Annotated in this window: 21 protein-coding genes and 1 pseudogene; 9 read left to right on the top strand and 13 right to left on the bottom strand. The window is 54.8% G+C overall.

The genetic code is table 11. From position 1 onward, the window contains the following. Positions 1-36: 36 nt before the first annotated feature. From ACR0K9_RS18415 to ACR0K9_RS18385, 7 genes are all read right to left on the bottom strand, one after another. Complete coding sequence (locus tag ACR0K9_RS18415; RefSeq protein WP_480825378.1) at positions 37-399, bottom strand: hypothetical protein; 363 nt, start codon at positions 397-399, stop codon at positions 37-39. A gap of 507 nt (positions 400-906) precedes the next feature. After that, positions 907-1,449, bottom strand: a complete 543-nt coding sequence (locus tag ACR0K9_RS18410; protein WP_480825376.1) for a hypothetical protein — start codon at positions 1,447-1,449, stop codon at positions 907-909. Beyond that, positions 1,446-1,838, bottom strand: coding sequence for a PIN domain-containing protein (locus tag ACR0K9_RS18405; protein WP_480825374.1), 393 nt, complete (start codon positions 1,836-1,838; stop codon positions 1,446-1,448). The genes ACR0K9_RS18410 and ACR0K9_RS18405 overlap by 4 nt, the downstream gene beginning before the upstream one ends. Then, positions 1,835-2,092 (bottom strand): antitoxin, encoded by a 258-nt coding sequence (locus ACR0K9_RS18400; RefSeq protein ID WP_480825372.1) that lies wholly within the window; start codon positions 2,090-2,092, stop codon positions 1,835-1,837. Before ACR0K9_RS18400 ends, ACR0K9_RS18405 begins: the two co-directional genes overlap by 4 nt. A 175-nt stretch (positions 2,093-2,267) precedes the next feature. Continuing rightward, positions 2,268-4,130, bottom strand: a complete 1,863-nt coding sequence (locus ACR0K9_RS18395) for a ParB/RepB/Spo0J family partition protein (RefSeq protein WP_480825370.1) — start codon at positions 4,128-4,130, stop codon at positions 2,268-2,270. A gap of 251 nt (positions 4,131-4,381) precedes the next feature. Continuing rightward, the gene (locus ACR0K9_RS18390; RefSeq protein WP_480825368.1) at positions 4,382-4,753 is read right to left on the bottom strand and encodes a DUF3768 domain-containing protein; all 372 of its coding nucleotides are present in this window, start codon (positions 4,751-4,753) and stop codon (positions 4,382-4,384) included. A gap of 531 nt (positions 4,754-5,284) precedes the next feature. Beyond that, a complete protein-coding gene (locus ACR0K9_RS18385; protein ID WP_480825366.1) occupies positions 5,285-6,643 on the bottom strand; it encodes a hypothetical protein in 1,359 nt (452 codons plus the stop codon). 410 nt (positions 6,644-7,053) lie between these two features. On the opposite strand from ACR0K9_RS18385, the gene ACR0K9_RS18380 reads away from it, so the two are divergent. After that, complete coding sequence (locus ACR0K9_RS18380) at positions 7,054-7,362, top strand: hypothetical protein (RefSeq protein WP_480825364.1); 309 nt, start codon at positions 7,054-7,056, stop codon at positions 7,360-7,362. A 290-nt stretch (positions 7,363-7,652) separates the two neighbouring features. Continuing rightward, positions 7,653-13,265 carry a RecQ family ATP-dependent DNA helicase gene (locus ACR0K9_RS18375; protein WP_480825362.1) on the top strand — a complete coding sequence of 1,871 codons (5,613 nt, stop codon included), beginning with the start codon at positions 7,653-7,655 and terminating at the stop codon, positions 13,263-13,265. 82 nt (positions 13,266-13,347) lie between these two features. On the opposite strand, the gene ACR0K9_RS18370 is transcribed toward ACR0K9_RS18375, so the two are convergent. Genes ACR0K9_RS18370 through ACR0K9_RS18360 form a run of 3 tightly spaced genes read right to left on the bottom strand, consistent with a single transcriptional unit; the run spans position 13,348 to position 16,134 of the window. After that, complete coding sequence (locus ACR0K9_RS18370; RefSeq protein ID WP_480825360.1) at positions 13,348-14,421, bottom strand: CBASS cGAMP-activated phospholipase; 1,074 nt, start codon at positions 14,419-14,421, stop codon at positions 13,348-13,350. Then, complete coding sequence (locus ACR0K9_RS18365; RefSeq protein ID WP_480825415.1) at positions 14,411-14,857, bottom strand: type II CBASS E2 protein; 447 nt, start codon at positions 14,855-14,857, stop codon at positions 14,411-14,413. The genes ACR0K9_RS18370 and ACR0K9_RS18365 overlap by 11 nt, the downstream gene beginning before the upstream one ends. 26 nt (positions 14,858-14,883) lie before the next feature. Next, positions 14,884-16,134 carry a nucleotidyltransferase domain-containing protein gene (locus tag ACR0K9_RS18360; RefSeq protein ID WP_480825358.1) on the bottom strand — a complete coding sequence of 417 codons (1,251 nt, stop codon included), beginning with the start codon at positions 16,132-16,134 and terminating at the stop codon, positions 14,884-14,886. Between the two features lie 151 nt (positions 16,135-16,285). Here ACR0K9_RS18360 and ACR0K9_RS18355 point away from each other — a divergent pair, with 151 nt between their 5' ends. From ACR0K9_RS18355 to ACR0K9_RS18335, 5 genes are all read left to right on the top strand, one after another. Beyond that, positions 16,286-16,603 (top strand): helix-turn-helix domain-containing protein, encoded by a 318-nt coding sequence (locus ACR0K9_RS18355; RefSeq protein WP_480825356.1) that lies wholly within the window; start codon positions 16,286-16,288, stop codon positions 16,601-16,603. A 108-nt stretch (positions 16,604-16,711) separates the two neighbouring features. Then, positions 16,712-17,173, top strand: a complete 462-nt coding sequence (locus ACR0K9_RS18350; RefSeq protein ID WP_480825354.1) for an ImmA/IrrE family metallo-endopeptidase — start codon at positions 16,712-16,714, stop codon at positions 17,171-17,173. A 41-nt stretch (positions 17,174-17,214) separates the two neighbouring features. Continuing rightward, positions 17,215-18,552: a hypothetical protein gene (locus ACR0K9_RS18345; RefSeq protein ID WP_480825352.1), complete on the top strand. Its 1,338-nt coding sequence runs from the start codon at positions 17,215-17,217 to the stop codon at positions 18,550-18,552. 222 nt (positions 18,553-18,774) lie between these two features. Beyond that, positions 18,775-19,596 carry a type IV toxin-antitoxin system AbiEi family antitoxin domain-containing protein gene (locus ACR0K9_RS18340; protein WP_480825350.1) on the top strand — a complete coding sequence of 274 codons (822 nt, stop codon included), beginning with the start codon at positions 18,775-18,777 and terminating at the stop codon, positions 19,594-19,596. Then, positions 19,586-20,515: a nucleotidyl transferase AbiEii/AbiGii toxin family protein gene (locus tag ACR0K9_RS18335; RefSeq protein WP_480825348.1), complete on the top strand. Its 930-nt coding sequence runs from the start codon at positions 19,586-19,588 to the stop codon at positions 20,513-20,515. Before ACR0K9_RS18340 ends, ACR0K9_RS18335 begins: the two co-directional genes overlap by 11 nt. Positions 20,516-20,697: 182 nt before the next feature. On the opposite strand, the gene ACR0K9_RS18330 is transcribed toward ACR0K9_RS18335, so the two are convergent. Next, positions 20,698-21,726, bottom strand: coding sequence for a RepB family plasmid replication initiator protein (locus ACR0K9_RS18330; protein ID WP_480825346.1), 1,029 nt, complete (start codon positions 21,724-21,726; stop codon positions 20,698-20,700). Between the two features lie 611 nt (positions 21,727-22,337). On the opposite strand from ACR0K9_RS18330, the gene ACR0K9_RS18325 reads away from it, so the two are divergent. Further along, positions 22,338-23,540 (top strand): AAA family ATPase, encoded by a 1,203-nt coding sequence (locus ACR0K9_RS18325; protein ID WP_480825344.1) that lies wholly within the window; start codon positions 22,338-22,340, stop codon positions 23,538-23,540. Then, a complete protein-coding gene (locus ACR0K9_RS18320) occupies positions 23,537-24,511 on the top strand; it encodes a ParB/RepB/Spo0J family partition protein (RefSeq protein WP_480825342.1) in 975 nt (324 codons plus the stop codon). The genes ACR0K9_RS18325 and ACR0K9_RS18320 overlap by 4 nt, the downstream gene beginning before the upstream one ends. 376 nt (positions 24,512-24,887) lie before the next feature. On the opposite strand, the gene ACR0K9_RS18315 is transcribed toward ACR0K9_RS18320, so the two are convergent. Then, positions 24,888-25,952, bottom strand: coding sequence for a tyrosine-type recombinase/integrase (locus ACR0K9_RS18315; RefSeq protein ID WP_480825340.1), 1,065 nt, complete (start codon positions 25,950-25,952; stop codon positions 24,888-24,890). Between the two features lie 205 nt (positions 25,953-26,157). Further along, a pseudogene (locus tag ACR0K9_RS18310) lies at positions 26,158-26,340 on the bottom strand (DDE-type integrase/transposase/recombinase); the annotation flags it as partial. Positions 26,341-26,675 lie beyond the last annotated feature (335 nt).

Here is a 26,675-nt window from a genome sequence, read left to right as displayed (position 1 = left end):
ACGGGAAAGGGCGACTTGCGCCGCCCTGCCCTTCGGTTATTCGGTTACGCTGTCCTCGTCGTTCCGTTTTGGGAAGGCCACCATTTCAACACCGGGAAACATGCTGTGTTTGACGGTGATCGACTTGATTTCGCCGGAAATGTCGTCGGTGTTTACGAAGAGAACCCCGCAGCGGTCCCAGTAGTTCGTGCCATCTTTTTCACCGGTTTTGACGTTCAGTTTCAGAGTTTGAGTTGCCATTGTTAGATCCTCGCATTTGAGTGTTTCGATGGACATGGCTTTTGCGAGCACTGAGGGGATGTCAGCGGCTATTTTGTTTCGCGATGCAAAGCCGGGCTTGCCCGGCTGCGGAAAATAGCCGTTGAAGCTGCTGATCTGTTGCCAGATCAGCAGCGCCAAACCCGACTGCTCGCATATGTTCATCTTGAAGAAACACGGGCGAGCGAGGATCTTCATTGGCAATTGTGTGAAGATTGTCAGTCCGGATTAGTGGCACGAATTACTGGGGCCGATGCGAGCGAAAGGCTGGAACACTGATCCTCCGGGGATGGCGGCGAAACCAAGTCGATCCATCACACTCGTATTGCGCTATTTCGCGAGCTGGTTGCCTTCCTGAAACGGAATGACCTGCAGGAGATTGGTACAGCGCGTGGTGGCGCAAGTCGCCCTTTTCTATCAGCGAAGGCGGAGGGCAGTGGTTGTTCCTGATGCCACGGTTCGGGGATGCTTCGGCCGCTATGGCGGACGTCACAGCGAAGCGACCAGTCGGGTCGGCACATGGGGCAACGACCCCAGGTGCCAAGCGACACCAGAGGAACATCGACGCTGACACAATCGCAAAAGAATGGCCCGACGATGCGGGCCACCAGTCTAACCGAAGGAAAGTCTCGAGGTATTGAAGCTAGATTAGCGCTTGCGCGCTCGATCGACAACGCCGTCATGCGTGATAGCCGCAATGCGGTCGTCGGTACGTCGGGACATTTCAATCCCGTCACCAGTCATCATGGCCTCTGCGTGTGGTGTCCATTTGAAAATGCTGCCATCCGCCTCAACATGGGTTTCATCCTCGGCAGACCGGCGCTTGATTGACCCGTCATGCCGGATTTCAATTATCGTGTTATCGGCCATGCGGACAGTCACCGAATGATCGTCCACCGCAACACCCTGCCACCTTTCGTCGGCATCACGGCGCACAACGATCCGGCTGGGGTGCAGTTTGATTTGCACATCCTGTGTGTCTTCGGCATCAGCGGCTTTGACGACAACTATGGCCTCCTGCTCGGCGATATCATCATGCAGAGATGCGCTGCCGTTTTTTGGCGGCCAGAGTTTCGGCTCCTCGCGTTTGCGCTTTTTCTGGTCCTTGTGGAACGCGATATACATCTGCGCAGATTTCCACACACGTCGGATTGCGCTCTCTGCTGCGGTTGGCGTGGTGACTTTGGTCATGTTTGCCAGTCCTCATAGATCAGATTTTCAACCCTGCGAAACTCTTTGACGTTATTAGTGATGAGCGTCAGGGACCGCGAAACCGCCTGCCCTGCAATCAACAAATCATAGGCCCCAATGGGCGTGCCTTTCCCGTACAGATCAGCGCGGATCAGGCCAGCGGCTTTCGCATCGGCGGCTGACAGGTCCAGCACTTCGAACCGGAGCGCATCGACGCGCGCAACATTCTCAGCAACCTTCGTGCTTTTGTATGCGCCCCAATAGAGTTCGTACATGACGACAGAGGGAACACCGAAATCGCTTGGTACGTGCTCGGACAAGCTGGAAATCAGGCTGCTATTGGCCGCGATAATCCCAATGACGGCGTTGGTGTCGAGCAGGTATTTCACTTGAACACATCCAGTTCCGGGCGGTCCTGCGGCGGTATATCTTCCTCGGCAGCCCGCGCAGCATCCTCATCAAGCGGACCCAGCTTGTGCAGCTCGTCCAACCACTCCCAATCGTTTTCGATGGGTTCAAGAATGACCTTCGAGCCTTCGGCCCTGATCCGCACTTCATCGGTCTTGAACCGGAATTCTTTCGGCAACCGAACCGCCTGAGACCGACCGGTCATGAATACTTTTGCAACCGCTGTATCAGGCATTGTTACCTCCACTTGGTATCTATCATTAATATATATCATCTCGCCGTTCCATTCAAGCTATGGGTGAATGAAAACCCGCTTCTATCACCTGTTTTCCACGTTCGCTTTCAACCAGTTACCGCCTACAGAAACATCATCGGTGTGGCAGGGCGCTTGCGCGCCCCGCCTGCGGTTCTCAGACCATGCCCTCGGGCACCCATGTGGCGATCCGCTTCTCGACCGCCTTGCTCAGCTTCATCGCCTCGCGGGTCTCACGGTCATTGAACAGCGCATCCAGCTTCTTGCGCTTTTCGCCCACCTTGAGGCTTTCGAAATTGTTCACCTGATAGTTGCCGTCTTTGAGACCCAGAACAGTGCGCCAGATGTCGTTTAGGTAAGGCCCCGCGATGCGGCTAAAGAAGTTGTCGAAAGTTGGCGTCCAGACCGCGCGAATGTCGGTCTTGACCTCTTTGTCGATCAGGGCTTTCAGCTTATTGTCGCCGCCGCTGAGAAGCCCCGCCAGATGCCGGATCAACTCAGCCTGAACGTGGTCGTCACCCTTTTTGCGGAACTTCCGGAACGCCTTCGCCAGATCGCGGTCGAAGGCATCACCGTCCCATTCGGTCGGTGTCGTCAGGCGCGCATCCAGCGCGTAGCCGCTGGCCTCAGTGGTCGGCCAGTTCGGCACATCACTTGCGTTCAGACCGATGGGATTGTCGTATTTCGCCCCACCTGAAACCTGAAAGGCCAGCAGGGCAAGGATCAGATCGGGATCGTTGACCGCTGCGTGTTGGCGCGCACCTGTCACCACGCGGGCCAGATCATCAACCAGCGCCTGAGACATGCGCGGCTTACTGGACGTCTCATCGGTGTCGGACGTCTTGTGCTTCGATGCAGCCAGCACACCGGCAGCAACCGCCGCCTCTTTGTCCTCTGGTTTCACCAGCCCTTCGACAACGCTTAACGCGCCCGAATTGCTGACATGCAGGATGATCCCGGCGCAGTCCTTTTGAACGTCTGAATAGGCACCGTCCAAAATGGTTTGCAGTGCCTGCAACTCGGCTTCGCCTGCCTTGTCCAGAACCTCGGCCTCTGCAAGCTCGGCCAGTTCGTCATAGAGCTCGGCCTGTTCCTCGGTCAGGTCGCCTTGCTCGGCATAGATGCGGGCGCATTTCATCTGGTCGATATCATAGCCACCGAAATGGGCATCATTGACAACTTCGGCCCATTTCCAGCCCTGCTCCTGTCGGATCGTGCGCGCGGCCACTGCCAGCTTATCGGCGAAGCATTGGTCAAGGATGGCCTCATCGTCCAGCAAAGTCTTATCGGCAAAGAGGTCGCCAGACACACGGCCACCAGCCTCCTTGTAGGCATCCAGACCAACATATTTGGCCCGTCGATCTGACGCACTGACCGCATCAGGTTTCAGCATGTTCTTGATCTGGTATTCCGACAGGTGGCCTTTCCGGGCCTGTTCCAGCACTTGCAAAATCAGGTCGGCATCGTCGCAGATTGTGAACGCAGCAGCTTCGCCAAGGTTGATTTCTGTGGCAGCAAGTGCGTCGATCACCTGTTCCGGCAGGCCCGCCAGTTTCAGGCGCTTGTAAACATGCCCCTCTGTCACGGCAAAGGCGCGGGCGATGCCAGCGGCGGGTGCACCAGCCTTGTCCATCTTACCATAGGCGCGGATTTCTTCGGCGGGGGTCAGGTTCTTGCGGGTGATGTTCTCCGCAGTCGCCCATGTTTGGGCCGTTTCAACATCGGGCGCAATCATCACCAGCGGGTTCGCCAGTTCGGGGCGGATACTGGCGAGGTTGTCGTGCTGTTCAGCCAGATATTGCAGTGCGCGCAGGCGACGCCCACCAGCGACGATTTCAACGCCCCCCTTGTTGTCGGCCAGACCGGCGATGCTCTGGATCAGGCCAACTGTCCAGATGGACTCCGCCAGTTCAACCACCTCGGCCTCTGGTACGGTCTGACGCGGGTTGATCGGGGAAAGTGTCAGCGACGCCAGCGGAAAACGGGCCTCGGTTGCAGTGATATTGATTTGCTTAGTCATAGGGGTAACCCTTTTCTCAAGGTGAAATTTTGTGCTATGGGTGCCCTACCCCTCTCGGGGTAGAGCGAGGCCGCTTAGGCGGCGGCGTGTTTCTTCAAGAAGGCGCGGGCGATCTTGGTCGAGAGGCCGCCCTTCTTGAGGTTCTTCCAAGCCAACTTGCGTTGACGCTCAATGGTGTATGGGTTCATGTGTTCACCTCCTTTCCTGCGCGGGTTGCGCATCCAGCCCCGACCGCTTGGCCGGGACTGATTTCAGTAATCGCTGGGGAAAAGGATGGTCAGGACGCGGCGCGTCTTGCTCAAATCGGTGGGGGCCGGTGTCCCGTACTGATAGGTCTCGTCGTACAGATCGATTTTGAACCAGACCTTGTGACCCATGATTTCCATGAACCCCATCTCGTGGGTGCCGTGGGGGTCGTTGTCCTCGGTGAAATCGTCATAGGCGACGATCTGGGCCAGACAGGCCGCGACAAAGACGGGACCCATATTGTCGACAGCGGTTGTCTGAACGATGATCCCTTCCCCGCCCTCGGGCAGACGCTTGCGAAAAGCGTCATTCTGCTGAGCGATGAGGGCATAATCGACCTGACCTGTTTCCTCGGTCTGTTTTGCGATTGCAGCCATAGGTGACCTCTCTTTCGTGGTGATGCGGTGGCCGATCTGCACCCGACCACTCCGCCTACTGTTTGTTGTGAACACAGCAGGCCACGGAAACGGCCTGCTGGACTGACATCGACACCCGCGCCCACCCGCGTTTTTCCCGGCGAAGGAGGGGGGCCGATGGAAAAATCCGAATCTGATCAGAGGACTGGGGGTCAGGCTGAAATCGGGCAAATTTGGGAGGGACCCACGCGATTGTGCGTGGGAGGAACCGGGATTTTCGCGATTTCTGCTTGAGGCGCATTGGAAAGAGATATGTGAGCCGCGCCTTGGCGCGGGTCTCTTTTTGCGCCTTCCCCCTGGACCGGATCAGATACGAGAGATTTTCGGCCCCGTGACGCTCGGGAAAAGAAGCACAGCAGACCGCCATAAGCGGGCTGCGATCGCAGTAGATGTAATGTCAGGGTTGGGGTGAGCGCGCGAGGCGCGTCGATCCCCTGCCCTGTCTCATGGATTAAGTGAGCCGCGCGTCCTGCGCGGGTCTCAATTCATTTTTCAGCCTTCAAAATCCTCTGCATCTTCTGCGATGGCGTCAATGGAAACGTCCTCAGCAGTCGGTTTGTCTTGTTTGATCCTAGGAGCAGCCTTCTTCCAGACGGACAGATTTGCGCCGACTTCGCCGTAAAACAGAGGAACGACTTCTTCCAAGTCAGATATGAAATTGGCCTGTTGTGTGAACCGACCACCGAGGCGCTTGGATAAGAATACGTGGAAGCCGTGCGTAACCAGATGGTCCTTGCCTTCTTGGCAGATATCAATGTCTTCCCGGAGTTCTGAGACTAAGTGCTGCGTCGGCTCGCTGGCACCAGGCCAAAGCAAGCGAATATACAGCCCATCCATGTTGTCGACCTTGATCTGCCGAAGAAGCCAATTCAGTCTGGCTTTTGTCGATTTCTTATCTTCAGGTGCTCGGATGGTCATACCGACGTCGACGCACCGCCGCTTCAGGTCTGCAGTGACTTCGATGGGGGCTGCCGTATCCGGAACATCCAATGTGCATTGGAGCTGGTGGTGTTCGCGAAGCATCAACAGCTCATCCTTTTTTCGCTGAGCCGGATCATTGATGTGCTTGCGCGACAGTTTCTCACTGACGGATGTTTCCACCAATCGGCTCAAGATCAACGACAGGTCTCGGGTCTCCTGGTGCCAAGCATCGACTACGATCTGCGCCTCCGGCGATCGTGCTGGAATGACACCGCCAGACGACACCAGTTTGTTGAGATCGCCCCATTCTTTGGGCATCCTATGGAAGCCCTGCACACCAGCGCTCTCGTGGTTGAGGAAACGCCTAAGCTCATTCAGCAACAGTAGTTGGTCCTTGTCCTCGACCTGCTCATTGCTGATCAGCAACTCCGCAGTCGTGACCACATGCATCCAGGACCAGTGATACACGGGTATCTTGGACCTGCTTTTCCTGACTTCCTCAACAGGGTGCGCGGTCGGCGTAGTCGCGAATTGATTGGATATCGTGATGACGCAATCGACGCCGTTCTCTTTGGCAAGAGCACGGTATCTTTCAATTTGCTCAGCATCGAGGGTGTTGTTCCCAACTTTGGTTTCGACAAGAGCCTTCCACTCGCGGGAGCCAACCTTCAGGACAATCAATCCGTCGGGCCGATCCTTGATTGTCTTGGATTGGTTCTTGAACACAACCTCGGTGAAAGCATGAACCTGGGCCCGTTTCCCGCGCTTCTGGCCTATTGATTGCAGCAGCGCGGCTCCCAGCTCTTCAATCTGAACCATACAGGCCAGCACAATGGACGTTGTGCGGCCTTCCTTTGACGTGGTTGAGAGGACGGGAAACAAACGGGCAGCTTCGCCTTGAGCCAGGTAATCTGGCAACTTTTCAGTCATCTATGCGCCTACAACTTGAAATTGAATGTCATGTCTCAAATAGACAGTCGCCACAGCTTTCCGTCAAGTTTTCAATGAAGTAGGTAGTAAGAATACATGAAGCATGGATTGCCACACCGCAAGGTTGATACTCAGAAATCCTACCATTTTTGCATGATTTCAACAGTACACTCTCGTAGGAAAATTCGAAGCCTGTCACCTATCGATAGACCCATGCGAGCTGCACCTCCGTGAAGGTCTCAGACCGATAACTTTCTGACACCCTCGGTTGTTGCGTGCTCTGAAACGCTTCCAAGGGAGCAGATCGCAGATCAACAATATTTAGTGGTACAGATTCTCTCAAACACAATATAATTGCATCTAGTCCCTATTTGTTCTATCTTTTTCTACATGTTCTAAGGGGGAAGCAGATGTCCGAAGCTGCCATTTCAGAGACAGACACAACGCTGCCAGCCACGGCCAAACAAATTGCTTACGCACGCAAGTTGGCAGCGCAGCAGAACGTCGTTTTGCCTTGGGGAATCCAACAAGATCGGCGCGCAATGAGCCAGTGGATCGACTCGCAGAGAGCAGCACCTCGCGTTCGCGATACTCGGCCGAGTTCCAAACAGGTGGCCTTCGCGGAACGCATCGCTCGGATAAAACGCAGCTCGGTTCCTGACGAGTGCTTTCAAGATCGCGCCTTGATGTCTCGTTGGATCGATAGCAACAAACCCTGAACGATATTTTGCCATTTTAGCAACTGTGACATTGTATTGCTGGGTTGGCAGAACCTCAGATGCGGTGCCGCCACACATGCGACACTGTCTTTCAGGAACTATCGGGGTGCACAGTGTTCTCCCTGCGAAGACCGGAGTTTGTACCTGCTGGACCGTATGCGGAATTAGTATGATTGCCGTCAACCGTATCTTCACCGCTTAGGTACTTTGATTAACTGTTCCCGCCCGGGTTGTGCATAGTCTCAAAAAGGTATTCTCTGACTGCAACGTTTAATAATCGTGCATCACAAATGAACGGTCGGCATACCGAGTTTCTTTCCAATTGTCTGTCCATCGATCTGGAGGTGGATCCCAAAACCGCGAAGGTATTTGCCTTTGCCGCCGTCCGAAACGATGAGCAACCTGCTTTGAAGTCGGAATCCAGCGCGCTGGAGAAAGATCTCGACCGCCTGGAAGAGGCTATCGCAGGTGCCCCACATCCGATTGGTCACAATTTCCTGCACCACGATATGGAACACCTAATTGCCGCCAGACCACGTCTGACCCAGATCATGCGGGCACCAATTGATACACTGTGGCTGAACCCGCTGGCCTTCCCACGCAACCCATACCACCATCTGGTCAAACACTATCAAGACGGGCGGCTGGCTGCAGGGCATATCAATGATCCAGAACTTGACGCCCGGCTTGTTTTTGAGGTGTTGGCCAATCAGCTCGATGCCTTTCAAAACCTTGCCGAAAGCGAACCAGATGCGCTTGTAGCCTATCACTTCCTGACCACTCGAACGGAACAATCGGAAGGGTTCGACGCGGTTTTCAAGTACCTGCGAAAAGCCAATTGTCCGCCGCAGGATGAAGCCGTTGCCGCCATCCGTCGGATGCTGGACGACCGGGCTTGTAGTAAACGGGTCGAACAGACTCTGGGACGGCTTAGCAATCCCCGAAACGCATGGCCTATGGCTTATGCGCTATCCTGGATCACCGTAGCGGGTGGGGACTCGGTTATGCCGCCATGGGTTCGGGCGCAGTTTCGCGAGGCATCTCTGATTGTTCGACATCTCAGGGATACCTTCTGCAAAGATCCCGCCTGTCAGTGGTGCGCTGAACAGAATGACCCGGTCCGTGCGCTGAACAGGTGGTTCGGGTTCGACAGTTTCCGCCCACAGCCTGTGGACCCAGATGGTCGCCCTCTGCAGGAACGCATTGTCGATGAAGCCATGTCCGGAACAAGCCTGCTCGGCATCCTGCCAACAGGTACTGGAAAGTCCGTGTGTTATCAGGTGCCCGCTTTGTCGCGGTTCGACAAAATCGGGGCGTTGACCGTGGTCATTTCACCGTTGGTGGCGCTGATGGCGGATCAGGTTCAGGGTATGGAGCGCGTAGGCATTTCCTGTTCCGTGACTGTGAATGGTCAGATGTCCATGCCCGAGCGACAAGAAGCCCTGGACAAGGTTCGCATGGGCGATGCGGGCATTTTGATAATCTCGCCCGAACAATTGCGCAGCACATCAATCCGGTCGGTACTGGCTCAGCGCGAAGTTGGCCTGTGGGCAATTGACGAGGCTCACTGCGTGTCGAAATGGGGTCATGATTTCCGGCCGGATTACAGATATCTGGGCAGGTTCATCAAAGAGTTCTCAGGCGATCAAGCCCCTGCCCCAATCCTATGTCTCACGGCCACCGCCAAACCAGAGGTCGTCGCTGATATCGTCGAGCATTTCCAGTCTCGCGCCGGGGTCGAGCTGCTCTCACTTGATGGTGGAGCATCGCGGAAAAACCTGACATTTGATGTAAGGCCTACCACTAAGAACAGCAAACTAACCGATGTCCTGAACGTGATCGAAGAGCTGCTGCCCGCTGAGGGCCGATCCGGCGCCGTGATCTATTGCGCGACGCGTAAAGAGACCGAGCGCGTCGCCAAGTTTCTAAAATCACAAGGTATGGACGCGGCACATTTCCACGCTGGACTTGGGTCCGATGACAAACACGACGTCCAGGAACGCTTCCGGGTCGGAGACCTGCGGGTGATCGCAGCCACCAACGCTTTTGGCATGGGCATCGACAAACCCGACATCAGGCTGGTGGTGCACGCAGACATCCCAGGGTCCTTGGAAAACTACCTGCAGGAGGCTGGGCGCGCCGGACGTGATCGGGAAATCGCCGATTGCGTGCTTCTGTACGCGGGGGATGATGTAGAACGCCAGTTCAGGCTGTCCGCGGGTTCGCGTTTGGCACGGCATGAAATCGGAGCCATTCTCAAAGCCCTACGCCGGATCGACGAGCGCACACGCAAAACCGGCAAGATCGTCGCCACTGCGGGTGAGATTGTCCGGTTCGAAAAAGATCAAGAATTTGAACGGGACAGCGCGACTGATGACACACGAGTCAAGACGGCCGTATCTTGGCTTGAAGAAGCGACACTTGTTTCGCGAGAAGAGAACCGTGTTCGTATTTTCCCTTCTTCGCTAACAGTCCGCACACTGGACGAGGCGAAACAACGCCTTGCGGATGCAGAGATCACTCAAGCGCATCGCAAACAATTGCTGGCCATCGTGCAGCATCTGATCTTGGCCCCGGCGGATGAAGGGGTCTCAACCGATCAGCTCTGCGGCGTCAGCGGTTTGACACCCGGCGCACTGACCAAGGCGATGGCCAATCTCGAAAGCTTTGGCATCGCGCGCAACGACGTTGCAATGACGCTCTTCATCCATATCGGTGTGGCGCAGTCTTCCTCCGGGCGCCTCACAGCGGCCGCAAACCTGGAACGGGATTTGATCGCGTCGATGCGAGAGCTGGCACCGGATGCGGACAAAGAGACTCCGATACCGCTGAACCTGCAGGAAACCTGCCAGCATCTGCGCAATCAGGACCACGCCGATGCCCGCCCCGATGTCATCGAAAGGTTGATCCGGGGCATCGCGCGGGATGGCAGGGGGCAGGATGGAGGCATCGGTAATATCCGCTTGCGCAAAATCAGCCGAAACACTCTAAACGTGACGCGGATAAGAACGTGGGACGTCATTGCCCAGACCGCTGAGGTTCGGTGGCAAGCTGCCGGGATTCTTTTGACGTTTCTGACGGGTCGTCTCGACAAAGGCGCGCGCGGCAAAGATCTGCAGGTCGAAACCACCGTTGGGGACCTTCTGGCGGAGCTCACACAGGATGCCGTTCTTAAATCCAGCGGTCTGCGCGATATGACCAAACTGTTGGAACGCTCCCTGCTTTGGATGCATGAACAGGGCGTGCTGACACTGGGCAAAGGGTTGACCGTATTCCGCCCCGCCATGACCGTTTTCCTCAATCCCAAAGGTGGTCAGTTCACGCAATCGGACTTCCTTCCTCTGGAAGAACATTACGCCGAACAGACACTTCAGACCCATGTCATGGCAACTTATGCGGAAACCGGTCTCGAGAAGATCACAGACGCCGAACGCCTATCGGAAGACTACTTCCTGCTCAACAAAGAGCAGTTCATGAAACGTTGGATGCCGGGCATGGCACGAGAGGTCAAGCGACAGACAACCAGCAAGTCCTGGACCGCCATTGTCGAAGATCTGGGCAACAAGGTCCAACAGGACATTGTTGCGGACGATCGGGACCAGACCAATGTGTTAGTTTTGGCGGGTCCCGGATCTGGGAAGACCCGTGTTTTAGTGCACCGGATCGCTTACTTATTACGGATGAAGCGCGAAGACCCGCGCGGTATCCTGGTACTGGCCTATAATCGCCATGCCGCTGCCGAAATCCGTGTTCGCCTACGAGCGCTGGTGGGCGATGATGCGGCGGGGGTTACGATCTCGACTTGCCATTCACTTGCGATGAAGCTGGTTGGCGCCAGTTTTGCGGGGGTTCAGGCCGCGACAGAAGACTTCGACAATGTCATTATGGAGGCGGTGCGCCAGCTCAACCCCGAAGGCCTTACAAAAGCCGAAGCAGAGGCGCAGCGCGAGAGCCTGATTCAGGGGTTTCGCTGGATTTTGGTGGATGAATACCAGGACATTGGCCCGGAGGAATACGCGCTCATTTCCGCCGTGGCCGGTCGTTCTCTGGAAGATGCCGAGCTTAAACTTAGCCTGTTTGCCGTGGGCGATGACGACCAGAATATCTATGCTTTCAACGGGGCTTCCGTGGATTTCATCCGCAGATTTGAAGAGGACTATAAGGCCAGACCATCTTTTCTGATCGAAAACTACCGGTCGACAGCACATATTATCGAATCCGCCAATCAGGTCATATCCAAGGCGCCTGAACGCATGAAAATGGATCACCAAATCACGATCAATCAGTCGCGGCTCTCTCAACCCAGCGGCGGGCGTCTGGAGGGGAAGGATTCCGTTGCCCATGGCCGAGTGCAGTTGCTGGACGTCCCACCTGGCGCTATGCCGCAATCTGCAGCAGCAATCGACGAGCTGATACGCCTTTCTCGCCTGGACCCCAATTGGAACTGGTCCCGCGTTGCTGTGATTTCCCGAGACTGGAAATCACTGGATGCAGTTCGGACCTATGCCGAAGCACAAGGTCTGCGCGTGGATATGGCCAACGAAGACCTTCCAAATGTTTGGCGTCTTAGAGAAACCCAACGTCTGGTGTCCGGGTTGCGCGAGAAACAAGGCGCGCTTCTGGGTATTCAAGACATCCTTACGGTCCTGAATGTTCAGCCTCGCAACAAATGGGTGGATTTGCTGGCAGAAGGTGTGGCGGAACTGGCCCGGGAGTTGGGCACCAAGACTATGCCGGTACCTGATATCATTGAATGGATCGCGGACTGGTCCCGGGATACACGCGGTGAGCAACGTGGACTGCTGTTGCTGACGGCGCACAGGGCCAAAGGCCTTGAATTTGACCATGTCGCAATTCTAAACGGCGGCTGGACCCGGGTCTCGAAAGAGGAGGATAACGAAGCCCCTCGTCGCCTATTCTATGTGGCAATGACCCGCGCACAGCAAAGCCTCACAGTGCTGACATCCGGAGCGCACCCCTTTCTGAAAACGGGTTCAGATTCAGTTCTGATCAGGCATGTGACGCCCGATCTCGACGAAACCTCATTGCCCGCAACAAAATACCAGATGCCTGCGCTCGATATCGTAGATTTGTCATTCGCCGGTCGCCAAAGGGATGCACATGAAGTGCACAACGCCGTGCGCTCAGCGAATGTAGGGGACACCCTTTCCCTTGTGTTTCAACAACCTCATTGGGTTTTGTTGGACGCCCAAAAACGTGTTGTCGGACGTATGGCCAAATCGTGGAAGCCACCCCTCGGGCATGTATTTGCCTCTGGCCAGATCGGGGCCATCATTAACTGGCGCAAAATCGACAGCAGTGAAGACTATGCACACTATCACAGGCGCGACAGCTGGGAGACCGTACTGCCTGAGCTGATCTTCCGACATGAGAATGCCGAAGCCTCGAATGCTCCGCTGATGCCGACGGCCCCAGAGGTTGATCAGACGGACCGCGTCCGGGAAAATCCATATCGACAAACGGCTCACCCTTCTGCACAGGCTTTGGAGGTCTCGGCTCCAGAACCACAGGAGATTGAAAAGCAGCCGAAACGCGACCTCAAAACGCTCATCGAAACAGTTATTGCCAAGACAGGTTCCTGGGATGATCTTTCGGCAGCGTTGGCAGAGAAAAACATAGTGCTGGCGCCCAAGGGCGGCGGCCTTGTCGTCAAACACGCTTCGACCGGCGAAGAGATCACCAAGATTTCTGGGCTTGGCTTCAAGTATATCGACCTGATCCGCCATTATGGCGCAGGTTTCCCGGATCATCACGCGACTTGGCTGGTCGAAAAAGCGTTGAACGACGACTATGTTCCCAAAGGCCCACAGCGATCCAGAAAAGCAAGAAACCGCGAAAGAAAATCGAACGACGGCGACGATTTTTCTCTGATTGAAGACTGATGGGTTGGGTCAATTTTGGGAGTTTCGGTCGTGTGCACGCGGCCCAAAACCGCCATACACACCGTATTGTAGAAACGGCTGCTTATCCAATACTTGCGCCGACATCGGTCTCGTTACCTCCAAAGTGTGATGATGGGCTTTCGTCATTTTGCAGAAACATCTCAAATATCCTGTGACCCGATGCTTCTGCCAGTGATCGTGCGACCGGAGGCATCTGAGCCAATGCCCGCCCAACGTCATCCATGCCGATCCGGCTTGCCACCTCAGGGGCATCGAGACGGATCATGTTAGATCGCCCGATCAACAGTCCTGCCTGACCCAGGGCATTATGGGATTGAGCCCGCATTGCCGAGGAGACAAAGAGACCGGCCCAGACCAGCCGACCACCAATGCGGTGCCACCAGCGCATCCGGTAGCTCTCCTGTCCGCAGCCGAGGCTCAAAAGTCTGATCTGGGTGCGATCTATGTCGTAGCAGGTCATCGCATCCACCACACCGGTCATGGCCGGATTGTTGGCCCAGATACCGCCGTCGGCGAAAACATAGCCGTTCCGCTTCACCGCCGCGAAGATTGTGGGTGCTGCCGCTGTGGAAAGCCCGACATCTACAAGTCGCTCATATTGGTCTTTCTTGTAATCCGGGTGGTGCGGGGTTTTGAACACATAAGGCTCACCATACCGACCGTCGAATGACGGAATGCAGATCGGGACAGACGACGACCCGAAGAGCCCATCACCGAATTCCCGGCGAAGCTCCTTCTCCAGGTTGCCACGATCATAAGGTGTGAACGCCCAGCCCGCCCAACCTCGGAGCCAGCGGGTCAGACGATTTCCCGGGAAGATGAAACGGCCACGTTCGATATAGAGTTTGGAGATTTCCTTGGCCGACTTGCCCTGGCCCAACCCCAACGCGATGATCCCACCGGTTGATGTTCCGACGATCATGTCGAAGTGCTTACCGATGGCCTCGCCGTCTAGGAAACGTTTCTCGATCTCGGCTAGGATCATGCAGGGCAGAATCCCCAGGATACCGCCACCATCGATAGAAAGTATGTTGAACGGCTTCCCCGGCGGCCACGGTTGGACGGGTCTGAGCGTCTGCCTGATTCCGTCAGAACGGCGTGGAACAGTGTGGTCATATTCACTGTCACGCGGCATGGTCTTCACCTTTCTCGGACCCATCTTCGTCGTGGCGTCCACCGCCTATCCACCGACCGGTCATTTCCCAGAACTCGTAGGCGGCAAGCCATCGAACCGTCCAGCCAACGGTGGTACGGCTAATGAGCATGGTCTGGTCCCACTCTTTTGCCTTGGGGTCGAACAGGCATAGCGGGGACAGCCTGATGTCCGGCGGTTCGAAATAGACGTGTGGGAGCGGTGATTCCTCTGCAGCATCCCAATTAGGGACTAGGGAGGGCCTTAGGACACGAACCACGGGCATACGGCGGTATTGCTCGTGTCGCCCGGCTATGGGTAAGCCATATTCGATGCTTACGTGAAACTGCCGCTCTAGTCCCCTCAGGTTGCCGAACCAGATCACGGATTGCGGCCCAAGCCCCAGGGCCGCTTGGAACTGTGGCCAATCCCGGTGCATGGCGTTGACCTGTGCTAGCAGGGATCTCATGAACGCCTCCACTTGGTGCCATAGAAGGTCGAGGGCTTAACAGCCGGTTTGGCCCTGGCGATTGTCGGGCTCATGGCAAGGCCACCAAGGGCACCGAAATCGTGTCGACCGCTGCGGATTGCCTCACCAATATCTCGCTCCAGGTCGTCTACCACCGACTGGCCAATATCTTCCCCGAACATCGCCTTCAGGGTGTCACGCCGATCACGCAGCGACCGATTATCATCCTGAAGCACCGCGAGCTGATCCAGAAACAGCCGCATATCTGCGATCATCCTGTCCTGGGCGGCTTGGTTTTCCGGCCAGCGGTCCGTGAACACATCACCAGGGCATCGTGGGTTTTCGACATGGATCAGTTCCCCAACGCTCTTCGCCCAGAGTAGGCGGTCGAGAATGTGCTGTGCGGTGATCCTGAGGTTCTGGCCGATTGTTCGACCCGCCTCGGCCACTTCCAGAGTAAGGCAACTCAACATCACAGAAGCGGGCATACGGCCATCTCTGGTGGCCCACCGGATATTGCGGTTCCTCTTGATCAGTTGCAGCGCCACTGTGACAGCTGATTTGCCGCCTACGACGGTAGAGTGTTCGGGCATCGGCAGCGAGTCGGCATCTTTCTGCATCACGACCAATCCACGGTCGGCCTTGAGCGCCCGACGGGCATATTCCTGTTGGAACGACAGATCGACGGGGCAAGTCGTGTTGTATTCGTCGGCGAACCCAAAGCTGTTAGTTAGCACCTTGTGGTCTCTACTGCGGGGCTCTTCAGGCTTCGAATGATAGATAAAGCTCTGACGCGGATCGAATTCGTTGATCAGTTCGGCGGGCGACAGATCGAGGTGCATCCCGTCAGCGTAGTGAACCGTCACGCACCGTGTCTGACGTTCGGTCATGTCATAGTAGCGTGAACCCGGCTCCCCCCGCATCGCTTCGTAGAGCAGATCCAGTGCCTGCCAAGGTGCCAAGCCAGGGGTCATCAACTCGACAATAATGTCGATGTCGAACCCTTCGAACCTGAGCTTTGCCCGAATGGTCGCCCCAATGGCCACCGACCCCTGTTGATAAAACAACCGGACTTTTCCCTTCAGCGGGCTTCCGTCTCGTTCTAGGTGCTTTTCGATAGTTTCTTTTCGCTCAGCCAGGAGAGCATGCATGCTAGGCGGAAGTTCGATTTTGATGGCCACTGCGGCCAACATCTGCTCTGAAATGCTATCCCATGGCGTTGTGGGACTACCCAGGTGCTTGTTCATGCTCGGCCTCGTTGTTTCGTTTCGCCGCAGTTGACTAGTGTCCCACGACGTGATTCAAGTGTTTCATAGGCTGGACATTAACCGGGCAGAAACGATCTGTCCAGTATGTGAAACACTAATGCCAGCCTAAGGGACACTTGGGAGAACAGCCATGGAAGTAAGTGATCTAGGTGCGCTGCTCAGCCGAAAGCGCGGAAACCAGGGTGTGAGGGCGGCAGCAAAAGAAATCGGTATCAGTCCCTCGACCCTCTCGAGGATCGAAAAGGGCCACGTACCTGATGTCGGTACGCTCGAAAAAGTATGTGCTTGGTTAGAGGAAGAGCCATCGAAGTTCACAGGGGTCGGCAACCTTCAAATTGCTTTCAAAAACAAGAAGGCAATGCCGCCCAAGACGGCCAGATCACTCGCAAGTCTGATAGAGGCTGCGTCCAAGCAATTCGCCGACGAGGTGGATGCGAGGGGGCACTAGTTGGCATTTCGTAGGGGGTTCAAATCGCAGTGTGAGCGACGGTCGGTAGAGTATCGACGACAGCTTGGTCTAAACCAAACCGACCCACTGTCGGCGGATCGGCTCGCCATGCATCTGGGCGTCACCGTTTGGTCGGTCGCGGATGTGGCTGCGCTAGGTGTCGAGGACCAAGCCGCACTTTGCGATGAAAACGACGACTCTTGGTCTGCACTTACAATGAGAGTCGGGACGAACAATCTGGTGATCTACAAGCCAGTTTCGTCCAAGGGCCGACGAAACAATGTCATTATGCATGAGTTGTCCCATATCATCCTCGGCCACGACTTGGCTGACGCATACATAATGGATGACGGGTCGTTGGTTCCGGGTAACTTCGATCAAGACCAGGAGGATGAGGCGGACTGGCTCGCCGGGACACTTCTCCTTCCCAGGCCAGCCCTGGTTTCATTGAGACGCCGCCGGGTAGCTGACCAAGTAGTGTGCCGACAGTATCTCGTAAGCCAAGAGATGCTCACTTGGCGGCTACGCATGACCGGCGTTGATTACCAACTGGCTAGGTCCAGGACCTGAAATCGAGCGGGAAAACTTGCGTAACCACCGGCAGAACACCGATGACAAACCTTGAACTAACTGGCCGCAGTCTTTCCAAACTTCAACTGGAAGAAAAGGCGCTGCAAACGACCAGCTTCCCAAATCAGATCGCGGCTGGATCATTTTCACCTCACTCCACGATTGTCGAAGTCGGTTGTTTCCGTACTGCGGATGTGCGTGACGCTCTCCTAACGGAGGACCTGATGCCCGTCCGGCAAGACATCCAGGTGCTTTGCCATGAGATGACCCATTGGTTCGATTTTTTTGGAACCATCTGGGGAAGAGACTACATCGGCAACATCTGTCGAGCTTACCGTGCATTCGAACGTAAGACCGAAGCTGAGTTCCCGAAGATTGTTGAACTTTTCGACAAGGACCGCAGTGTGCTGTCGCCTGAATACTACCGTTTCACTAGCGCTCCAACGATCCGACACACGATGACCAGACCATGGTCGATAGAGTATGTTGCTGGTGCGAAAATAGATGCCGCTGGGGCCACCCGCGAAGACAGGCCAATCTTCATGGCAAGGTTCGGGGAAAACCCGTCCAGGCAGGTTTTTGCGCGACAACCCGTATCGGTCGGGGCACTTCTGGAAGTCAGGGCCATCGCGTCGGAGATTGGTGGAGCGATCACCGCCGTAAACTCACACCCCGAAGAAGGTCCTCGTCTCGTCGAGATGAATATCGCGAACAAAGAGTTTAATGATCTGGCCTATGACCACGAACTGATCGAATACAACACAGCCGCACACATATTGTCTGTACAGGCTGGCACAAAGGAACTGTTTCTAAGTGCACGTTTGGCGGCGGCATTGGCTTATGTCGCTCTGAATTTGCAAAAGTCGGATTTCCAAAAACTCAAGGTACCAGATTCGTTCGAGGCGTTTGGTCGGCGCAACAAGGCGTTCAAGAGGCAACAGGATCGGGGTTATGCATTTGTTGCCATGATCTTTAATGGGGGCGCATTCGACGGCGACGAGGTGGAGTACGTCGAACGTTGCGTTGCATCATCGGGCCTTGGTACGCCGAACGAGATCATCGCGGCAGCGGCGTCGGAACTGGCGAACCCGTTTTGGTTCTCAGGTGGGAATAACATCACTGCACACTTCTCACGCGAAACGGTGATGAGCAGGCAAATTCTGGAAGCACATGCCAAGCTCCCTCTCCACACTCTTACCCTGCAATCGCTTGTCGGAGATCTCCGCACCGTTTGTCCGCCGTTCCTCGACGCGGATGCAAATTTTGTGGAACTTAACACCGGACGGATAGACGAGTATGAGCCCGAAATAATGCATGATGCGGCCCACGCATTACGTGCCTACACGCGAAACCTTCTATCCGGGTGCAGAGGAATATAGTTTATGGGATGTTTCAAATCCGACGTTCGAACACGTTGCAGCGAATGACCGCTCTCCGCCCTTGGCGCCGGAATCTTCCATTTATCCCGGCTATTCCGATGGATTTCCGCGTGGCGCTGTGGATTTAAAAGTGTGCCAATTTCAGCGCTATAAACGCTTTAATAGTTTACTTTTCAAAGAGGCTTCTTGCCTTCTCTTTGGAATTACATGATTTAGGGCGTCATGAACGCTGGGAAGTCGCAAAATCTGAAGAAAGTTCTCGACTCGGTGCCCGCGGGATATCTCGTCGATGCCAACTGGCTCACCGCCCATGGCATAGCCTACGAAACCTTTCGCGACTATGTAAAACGGGGCTGGCTCGAACGCGTTCACCGCGGCGTTTTCCGCCGACCTGTTCCCAATCCGCCCGCATCAAACACCATTGACTGGAAGGCCTGCCTGATCTCGATGCACCATATCATGGGCTATGATATTCATGTCGGCGGCAAAACTGCTCTCTCTCAACAGGGCTACGACCACTACCTGCATTTGGGAGACAACGCCCCTATCTGGATCTATGGCTACAAAATACCCAACTGGCTCACGAAGCTGCCACTCAATGCACCTATAGAAACGCGCAATACGTCGTTGTTCACTGACCAGGCACTTGGCGTTACAAATGACGACCTAAAATCTGAAAACTCCCTCCCGTGGGACTGGCAACTGCGCATGTCGGCCCCCGAACGGGCGGTCATGGAAGCTATGGACGAATTGCCGGACCATGAGAGTTTTCACAACCTCGACATGGTGTTCGAGGGCTTGACGACGCTACGACCTAAGTTGCTCTCAGCGCTCTTGCTGAGCTGCAAGAAGGTCAAGGTCAAGCGCCTCTTCTTCGTTTTTGCGGATCGCCACAATCACCCTTGGCGCAAACGACTTGATGCTGACGCGTTCAACCTCGGAACGGGGGATCGAGCATTGGTCAAAGGTGGCCGGATACATCCGCGATATCGCATCATGGTACCCGAAGAGTTCGTCACGACAGGGGCAGAAAATGGCGCGTAGGAACTATGAATCCCAGGTCGCCCTTCTCGTGCGTGTATTGCCTTACGTCGCGAAGGAAGAGATATTCGCGCTCAAGGGCGGGACAGCAATCAACCTCTTCTATCGCGATCTACCGCGGCTCTCGGTTGATATCGACCTGACATATCTGCCGATCAAAGAGCGTGAAAAGAGCCTCGCCGAGATCAACGAAGCCATGGATCGTATCGCCAAGTCGATCGAAAAGGGTATCAACGGGGCCAAGGCTCAAAGAATAAAAGGAGGTGGCGGTGGCGCCACCCGCGTGCTTGCGCGTCTGGAAGGTGCAGAAGTCAAAATCGAAACGTCGCCAGTCACACGCGGCGTTGTTCATGACCCCGAAACCCGGGCAGTCTCCGACGCTGTAGCAGACGCGTTTGGCTATGCAGAAATGCAGATCGTCTCCTTCGAAGATTTGTTCGGCGGCAAGCTCCACGCAGCCGTGGATCGCCAGCATCCACGCGATCTTTATGACGTAAAGCTTCTCTACGAACACGAAGGACTGACGGATGATCTGTTCCGGACTTTCCTGATCTACATTGCCTGTTCGGCACGTCCGGCACACGAATTATTGAATCCCAACCTGATTGCCCTCGATCAACCTTATGTGCGTGAGTTCGAGGGGATGACCAAATCACCCGTCGGCCTGGATGTCCTACTGACGACGCGCAACCAACTGATTGCGGACATCCAGTCTCGCTTCGACAAACCCACCAGACAATTCTTGCTCAGCCTGCAGGATGGCGCGCCGGATTTCGCCGCAATAGATCGACCGCAGGCCGCCAATCTTCCCGCCGTGCGTTGGAAGCTTCTCAATCTGGAGCGCCTGATCCGCGACAACCCGAAAAAGCACGTCGAGCAGAGGGAAGAACTCGAGAAACTCCTAGGTCGCCTATTCGACTGATTGAAATTCAGAGTCCGACCAATTGAAAGCGCGGGCACCTTTCCGCGCCGCTTATTGTTACTGCGCGCAATGCCGAGAAATTCGAACATCCGCTTACGATGCGTGGGCGCATTCTTCTCCGTCATGGGAGCCACCTGTCATAAGGGCTAAAATCGTCAATCGTTAGGTAAGCCATAAGGAGGTCAAATTGGGTTGGCTTCAGCGAATTTCCGAAAGTACGCGAGAAATGCACGGTCGGGGTCTTTGGGTGGTTCCATTCCTGCTGACCAGTCACGCCATTGGCCCTCAATGTAGTAGATGTCATACCCCGGATGGCGCAGACGAGCAGTTTCGTAGGTTTCGGTCTTTAAGGCGTCACCTCTTTTTTCTAGCCAGGCCGGACGCGGCTTGATGCTTGGAGCAACAGGCACTTGAACGTTTTCTTCCTGTTCTTGTGCTTTTGCCTTACGTCCAACGGACGAAAATTTTAGAGCACGTTCCGCAGCCCCCTGCCCTTCTCCGTCCTTTTTCCACCAGCGCAATTCGACGTGAGTCACACGGCGCCCGGTCTTTATCGGATCGATCGCCACCATGTAATCCGACAGCGCATTGACTTCAGCAATTGCAGGTTCGATCGCGCGTAGCTTCAGGTTGCTCCAGTTGGTTAGCTTACCCTTTGGTACACCTAGAATGCCGCGCAGATCATCGACGGAAAAATTCTCGGATGAGCGCCAGCGCAGATTGCCGCGCTTCTGTACGATCTCATACAACGTCAGCGCATATTTCGAACTCAGTGCGAACATGATCTCGCGCTGTAAACGGGCAAAAACTGTCGAATTGGAAATAATTTTGCGCAACCGCGCTGGGATCTCGTATTCAATTAGCCCGTCGCTTCGCACTGTTTCCACGTTGCCACCCAACAACTGGACCCGCTCGACCGCAGGTTCGCCATCCCATACAACTTCCACTTTCACAATGGCGGACATCAATCGCTCAATAGACTCCCCTACCCTGTCGTTCGAATTATGCGACCCACGCAGCATGGATTTCTGGATAACATGGCTGACAGGCTTGTCGATCGCATCCCAAGCGTTTTCCAAAAGCTGATTGTAGATCCGCCGATCGTTAAGCGTCAGCGGTGTTACCTCAATCACGTCTACAAGCTCACCAGGCTTGACCAGGCTTTCAGAATTTGGCCGTGCGTCCAAAGTGCGGTATGGTTTTTTTGACATGTACTGCCCAACACCTAATTATTACTTTTGTATGGCGTATGATGTAAGCATAGACATCACTGTTGTCTCGGTCCAGCACCCAATCTGTAATTTTTCGAATCAGCATCGAGTCTCGCGTGATTCGAAGGAAGTCTCACAAACCCCAATAAAACAAGGGTTTTTCGAATCACCTCACCCGTCCCCAAAAGTAGGATTTAGGCCCGTCCCGAAATGTAAGCTTTAACCATCCGAAACGTAAGGCAAAGCACCCCAATCTGTAAGGATTTGCGCCCGATATGTAAGGGAAACATACCACAAAGCATTGATTCTAAAGCAATAACACTCGTATGAACAATTGAATCCAAGAATCTTGAACAAGATTGTTTTTTATATTTGGTTTTTTTGGGGGATTGGTACCAGGCAACATCGTCAGACATCAACTTCACCCGTATTAGATGTTCTGAGTTAGAATGTTGTTACTAGTGACCTCCGGTTACCTCCAATTTCCGCTCCTGTGGCCTTTGCCTTCGAATTTCCCATTTTTTACGTGATCTGCCTCAAAAACCACACTTGAGCCGATTCACCATTCCGGGCATGATTCACGAAAGGCAGATTTCTACAGGACAAAACCTATGACCACCTCCCCCTTGCCCCCTGTTGGGCTGGAAGAGATTGAGCAACTATCTGATCGTGCAAGTACCGTGATGGAGCGATTGCGCAATCGAGTATTCTCCCCTGACACTGAGAAAACGCTAAACCTAAATTTTAATGTTCGCTCCGCTGCCGAGATGGTAGGTCGATCAGAGAAGTTAATCCGTGATGCTGAAGCGGACGGCCGCTTGCCTGAGCCGGAAAAAGACCCAGTCACTGGAAGAAGGACCGGGTACTCACTGTCTGACATAAACCGGATGCGGGAAGTGTTCGGTACACTACCTCATCGTGCAACAGATGATCCAACACTGGTTTTGTCGGTTCAGTCATTCAAAGGTGGCGTTGGAAAGTCGACGGTAACGACCCATCTTGCCCAGTTCCTCGCGCTTAAAGGCTATAGAGTTTGCGTTATCGATTGCGACAGCCAAGCTTCAACGACTTCGATCTTTGGCCTGAATCCTGACATTGACGTGGATGAGACTGAAGATACGCTTTACCCATTCTTTCAGCATGGTGGGCCGCAGACGCTTCATTATGCTTTACGCGCTACGTATTGGCCTGGCATTGCGCTCATCCCTGCAAACCTCGGTCTCTATGACGCTGAGTATGAGTTCGCAGCTCGGATGGCCAGGGATCAAGTTTTCGTGTTGGACCGTTTGCGAGATGGGATCAGCACCATAGCCGATCAATTCGACGTAATCCTTCTAGACCCGCCGCCTGCGCTGGGAATGATTTCTCTTTCAGTGCTTCGAGCAGCAAACGCGATGGTGATCCCTGCCCCGCCGAATAATATCGACTTTGGATCTACTGCCCATTTTTTGAAGATGATGGGCGCAACGTTGAATGAACTAGCTCAACATGGCGGAGCTCGTGATTATTCATTCGTCAAGATTCTGGCCACCAAGATGAACGACAACAAATCTGCGCATGCAGCCATCAAACGAATGATGGACGCGGTTTTTCCCCAAGACATGTTGGCCAGTGTTCTGAAAGACAGCGCCGAGATTGATAACGCCACAGCGAACTTGGGCACGGTGTACGAGATTACGGGACCAGCAGCTCGTACAGAAACCCACAAACGCTGTCGGGCATATCTGGACGCGGTGGGACGCGAAGTTGAAGTTTTGATGCGCAAAACCTGGCCCAGTCACCATGCTGCACTGCGCAAGGAGGGAGTGTTATGAGCAAGAAACATGACGCAATTTTCGATGACGTACTAAGCGGTCTCGATAGCGGCCCTGCCCCCAAAGCTGAACGCGCTGGCGCTCGCTTTCTAAATCGCTCCAACAGGGTTGCGGAACGGATGTCGGGGGATATCGAGGAGAAGTCCCTGAGGTGGGTTGATCCCGGAGAATGCCGTATGTGGGAGCGTCATAACCGGGCGTATGACCTACTATCGGAGGACAACTGTCGAGATTTGATTGACGGAATCCGCAGTCAGGGTCGGCAAGAGTTTCCAGCTATCGTGCGCAAGACTAGCGATCCAAATCAGCCGTATGAAGTGATTTGCGGTGCACGGCGGCATTTTGCAATCAACTGGCTACGCGCAAATAACTATCCACAGTTTCGCTACTTGGTGGATGTTCGAGAGTTGACCGATGAAGAAGCTTTTCGATTGGGCGATATCGAGAACCGCGACAGAGAAGATATCTCCGACTATGAGCGTGCTCGTGACTATGCAGACGCTGTGACTCGTTACTACGGTGGTAAGCAAAAGGCGATGGCCGTACGGCTAGAAGTCAGTGAGGCTTGGCTTTCACGTTATCTGCAACTGGCCAAGTTGCCGAACGAGATCGTTGAGGCATTCCCTTCGATCCGAGAGATCAAAGAACTGCATGCCCGTACGCTAAAACCGTTTCTGGGTCGGCCCGAGGATCGTGAGAAACTGTTAGAAACTGCGAGACAGATGGCAACGGATGGGGTCAGCCGTGACGGCGCGCAGGTCATGAATGTCTTCAAGGCAGCGTTGAAACCTCATGCTTCGACAAAAGCAGATCCAGTGACTCTTCAATCGTCACCCGAAAAGCCTGCGATGACATACAAGCGCAAAGGCAAAAAGATCGTGTTAGAGTTTCCGACCGACGTACGCAAAGATGAACTGCAAGAGGTCTTTTCGATCTTCTTGGACAGGCATTTTGACCCAGATCGAGACTGATCTACTGAAGCGAAACTGGAAATTGCCAATTGGCAATTTCCCTGCAACGTCGGTCTTTCGAAAAAATTGCCAATTGGCAATTTTGGTAATCCCCTAACTCAGAGGTCGTTTTAACCACTCGAACTGGCTGCATATCTGCCGGCGCAACCGAAACATTTGCCTCAGCCATTGAAGTGGCTTTCATCCGCGACATGTCCAATAGCTGAAGATTGGAATTTGATCTGCGTAACTTGAGTGGAATCCAGATGAGCGATCACGCTTCAGAAACGAATCCAACTAACGCGCTATCGAATTCAGGCCAGCGAATATTCGGGTTCGGAGCTGTTGGCAGGGAGTAGGGCGGCCTTACGGTGCGAGTTGGTTTTTTGGCAAACGGTTACCCCAACAGGTCCGTCGCCGGGTTTTCTGCGATATCGACGTCGTCATAGTACTTTTGTGCCTGCGCCACAGAGCGGTGCAGCGACAGGCGCATGGCAGCCTGGATTGGTGCGCCGTCCAGTGCGGCCTGGGTCAGAAAGCCCGACCGCAGCCCATGCGGCGAGGCGAAGTCCTCCGGCAACCCTGCCAACTGGAGGCGATGTTTGACGATGTGATAAATGGCGTCCGGCGAAAGCCGACGTTTCAGCACACGATCCGCTTTTGAGACTGGTCTGAACAGTGGCCCGGTCTTAATCTGTCCGACCTCGATCCAATGGACCAGCGCCTGGGCTGCGCGGCCTTTCAGCACCAGGCGCGGGGTTTCACCTTTGGTTGTCGTCTTGGTCTCCAGAAGTGAAATCCAAACCAGGCTTTTCTCGTCGAACTCCTTCAGCGACACATCCTCGCGCATCAACCCGGTGATCTCGGACCGGCGCCGCCCGCCGCTGGCCCAGCCCAGCATCAGGATCGCACGGTCACGGCAATCGCGCCGCGACCCGCGGCAGGTGGTAAGCAACTGCTCCAGCACTCCGCGGGTGATCGGATGCTGCGACTTTGGGGCAGGGGGGCGGGCGGCCGCCCGGCGCGCCTTGGCGCGGGCCTGTTTGACCTGCGGCGCATCAAACGGGCTGGTCAGGTTCTTCATCCGGTGAAAGGCCAGCCAGGAGGCGATGCGCCGGTCCAGTGTCGAGGAGGCAGGGCAGGCGAGGGACTTGCGCAGTCCCTGAGCAATCAGCGCTTCAGCCGTTTTGCGCGCAATATCCTCATCGGGCGCATCACCCAGATCGCGGGCATGATCGAGGATGAAGGTCAGCGCCGTGGCTTCGGATTCCGGCCAGTCCAGTGGCGCCCCGAAGCGCGCCATTTTCCACGCCGTCACATAGATCAGATCGCGTTCATAGGCGCGCAGCGTGTTGGCGGGGGTGCCGCGGATATAAAGATCTGTCAGCGCGTCCAGATCAGCCTGTGACAGGGCAGGGGCGGGGCTGGGGAGATATGGGGCAGGGGGCTTCATGAGGCTCATTCTGCGTCCATTTCCGCGGGAAATCAATCAGACCTGATAAGCGATACTTATCGTGTATGATTGTGACTTGAGAAATCTGCAAATGTAAAGATCTAAACATTCAAATTATGCGCGTAACGCGATTAAGAGTCTCGCAAAAATAAAAAACTTTGGCTGTGTTGCAAAGTTTTGAACGCGGTGTGTTACTTCAACGACTGGATCTTTCTTATGCAGCCAGTTCGGCGAATTGTTTGAAAGGACAGATTCCGGGCGTGAGTTGCCCCTTACGGATCATGTTGGCCACTTCGATACCTTCTAATGTCGAAGCGGCAGAATCGAGTGATTTGAATCCAAGGATTGGCCGAGTTCGCCTTTTGATGAAACGGTGGTCCTGTTCCACGATATTGTTATCTGGCATGAATGAGCTCGACGCTCCGATCAGAGGTTTTGAAGGCTTCGAAGTGGATTACTATTGGTCCACCGGGATTGGGGCGTTGGGAGCACGAATGGCGGGCAGGCCGAAGTATTTGATGAGCTTTGAGCTCGAGTTGTTATCTGGCCGCCCCTTCGACTTGCCCGGTTGCGCTGCGAGCGCGAATCCGTAGTTGTCGTGTGGCCCGCTGGCTCCCTTGGTTACTGACCTTGGAAAGGAGCTGTCACTGTACCCTAATTAATCAGAATCTTGCTTGAAATTGTCCTGCAAAATCAATTGTGGTTTGTGCTCTCAATTTTCATATTGTACCG

This window comes from Ruegeria sp. L12 (assembly GCF_056531745.1).
Note: the sequence above shows the minus strand (reverse complement) of the source record. Positions and strands in the feature narration are given on the sequence as shown.

Bases quoted from the DNA above. Each gene is read 5' to 3' on its own strand.
- ACR0K9_RS18410 (WP_480825376.1), bottom strand. From the start codon at position 1,449: ATGACCAAAGTCACCACGCCAACCGCAGCAGAGAGCGCAATCCGACGT.
- ACR0K9_RS18400 (WP_480825372.1), bottom strand. From the start codon at position 2,092: ATGCCTGATACAGCGGTTGCAAAAGTATTCATGACCGGTCGGTCTCAG.
- ACR0K9_RS18395 (WP_480825370.1), bottom strand. From the start codon at position 4,130: ATGACTAAGCAAATCAATATCACTGCAACCGAGGCCCGTTTTCCGCTG.
- ACR0K9_RS18390 (WP_480825368.1), bottom strand. From the start codon at position 4,753: ATGGCTGCAATCGCAAAACAGACCGAGGAAACAGGTCAGGTCGATTAT.
- ACR0K9_RS18385 (WP_480825366.1), bottom strand. From the start codon at position 6,643: ATGACTGAAAAGTTGCCAGATTACCTGGCTCAAGGCGAAGCTGCCCGT.
- ACR0K9_RS18380 (WP_480825364.1), top strand. From the start codon at position 7,054: ATGTCCGAAGCTGCCATTTCAGAGACAGACACAACGCTGCCAGCCACG.
- ACR0K9_RS18375 (WP_480825362.1), top strand. From the start codon at position 7,653: ATGAACGGTCGGCATACCGAGTTTCTTTCCAATTGTCTGTCCATCGAT.
- ACR0K9_RS18370 (WP_480825360.1), bottom strand. From the start codon at position 14,421: ATGCCGCGTGACAGTGAATATGACCACACTGTTCCACGCCGTTCTGAC.
- ACR0K9_RS18365 (WP_480825415.1), bottom strand. From the start codon at position 14,857: ATGCACCGGGATTGGCCACAGTTCCAAGCGGCCCTGGGGCTTGGGCCG.
- ACR0K9_RS18360 (WP_480825358.1), bottom strand. From the start codon at position 16,134: ATGAACAAGCACCTGGGTAGTCCCACAACGCCATGGGATAGCATTTCA.
- ACR0K9_RS18355 (WP_480825356.1), top strand. From the start codon at position 16,286: ATGGAAGTAAGTGATCTAGGTGCGCTGCTCAGCCGAAAGCGCGGAAAC.
- ACR0K9_RS18350 (WP_480825354.1), top strand. From the start codon at position 16,712: ATGCATCTGGGCGTCACCGTTTGGTCGGTCGCGGATGTGGCTGCGCTA.
- ACR0K9_RS18345 (WP_480825352.1), top strand. From the start codon at position 17,215: ATGACAAACCTTGAACTAACTGGCCGCAGTCTTTCCAAACTTCAACTG.
- ACR0K9_RS18340 (WP_480825350.1), top strand. From the start codon at position 18,775: ATGAACGCTGGGAAGTCGCAAAATCTGAAGAAAGTTCTCGACTCGGTG.
- ACR0K9_RS18335 (WP_480825348.1), top strand. From the start codon at position 19,586: ATGGCGCGTAGGAACTATGAATCCCAGGTCGCCCTTCTCGTGCGTGTA.
- ACR0K9_RS18330 (WP_480825346.1), bottom strand. From the start codon at position 21,726: ATGTCAAAAAAACCATACCGCACTTTGGACGCACGGCCAAATTCTGAA.
- ACR0K9_RS18325 (WP_480825344.1), top strand. From the start codon at position 22,338: ATGACCACCTCCCCCTTGCCCCCTGTTGGGCTGGAAGAGATTGAGCAA.
- ACR0K9_RS18320 (WP_480825342.1), top strand. From the start codon at position 23,537: ATGAGCAAGAAACATGACGCAATTTTCGATGACGTACTAAGCGGTCTC.
- ACR0K9_RS18315 (WP_480825340.1), bottom strand. From the start codon at position 25,952: ATGAGCCTCATGAAGCCCCCTGCCCCATATCTCCCCAGCCCCGCCCCT.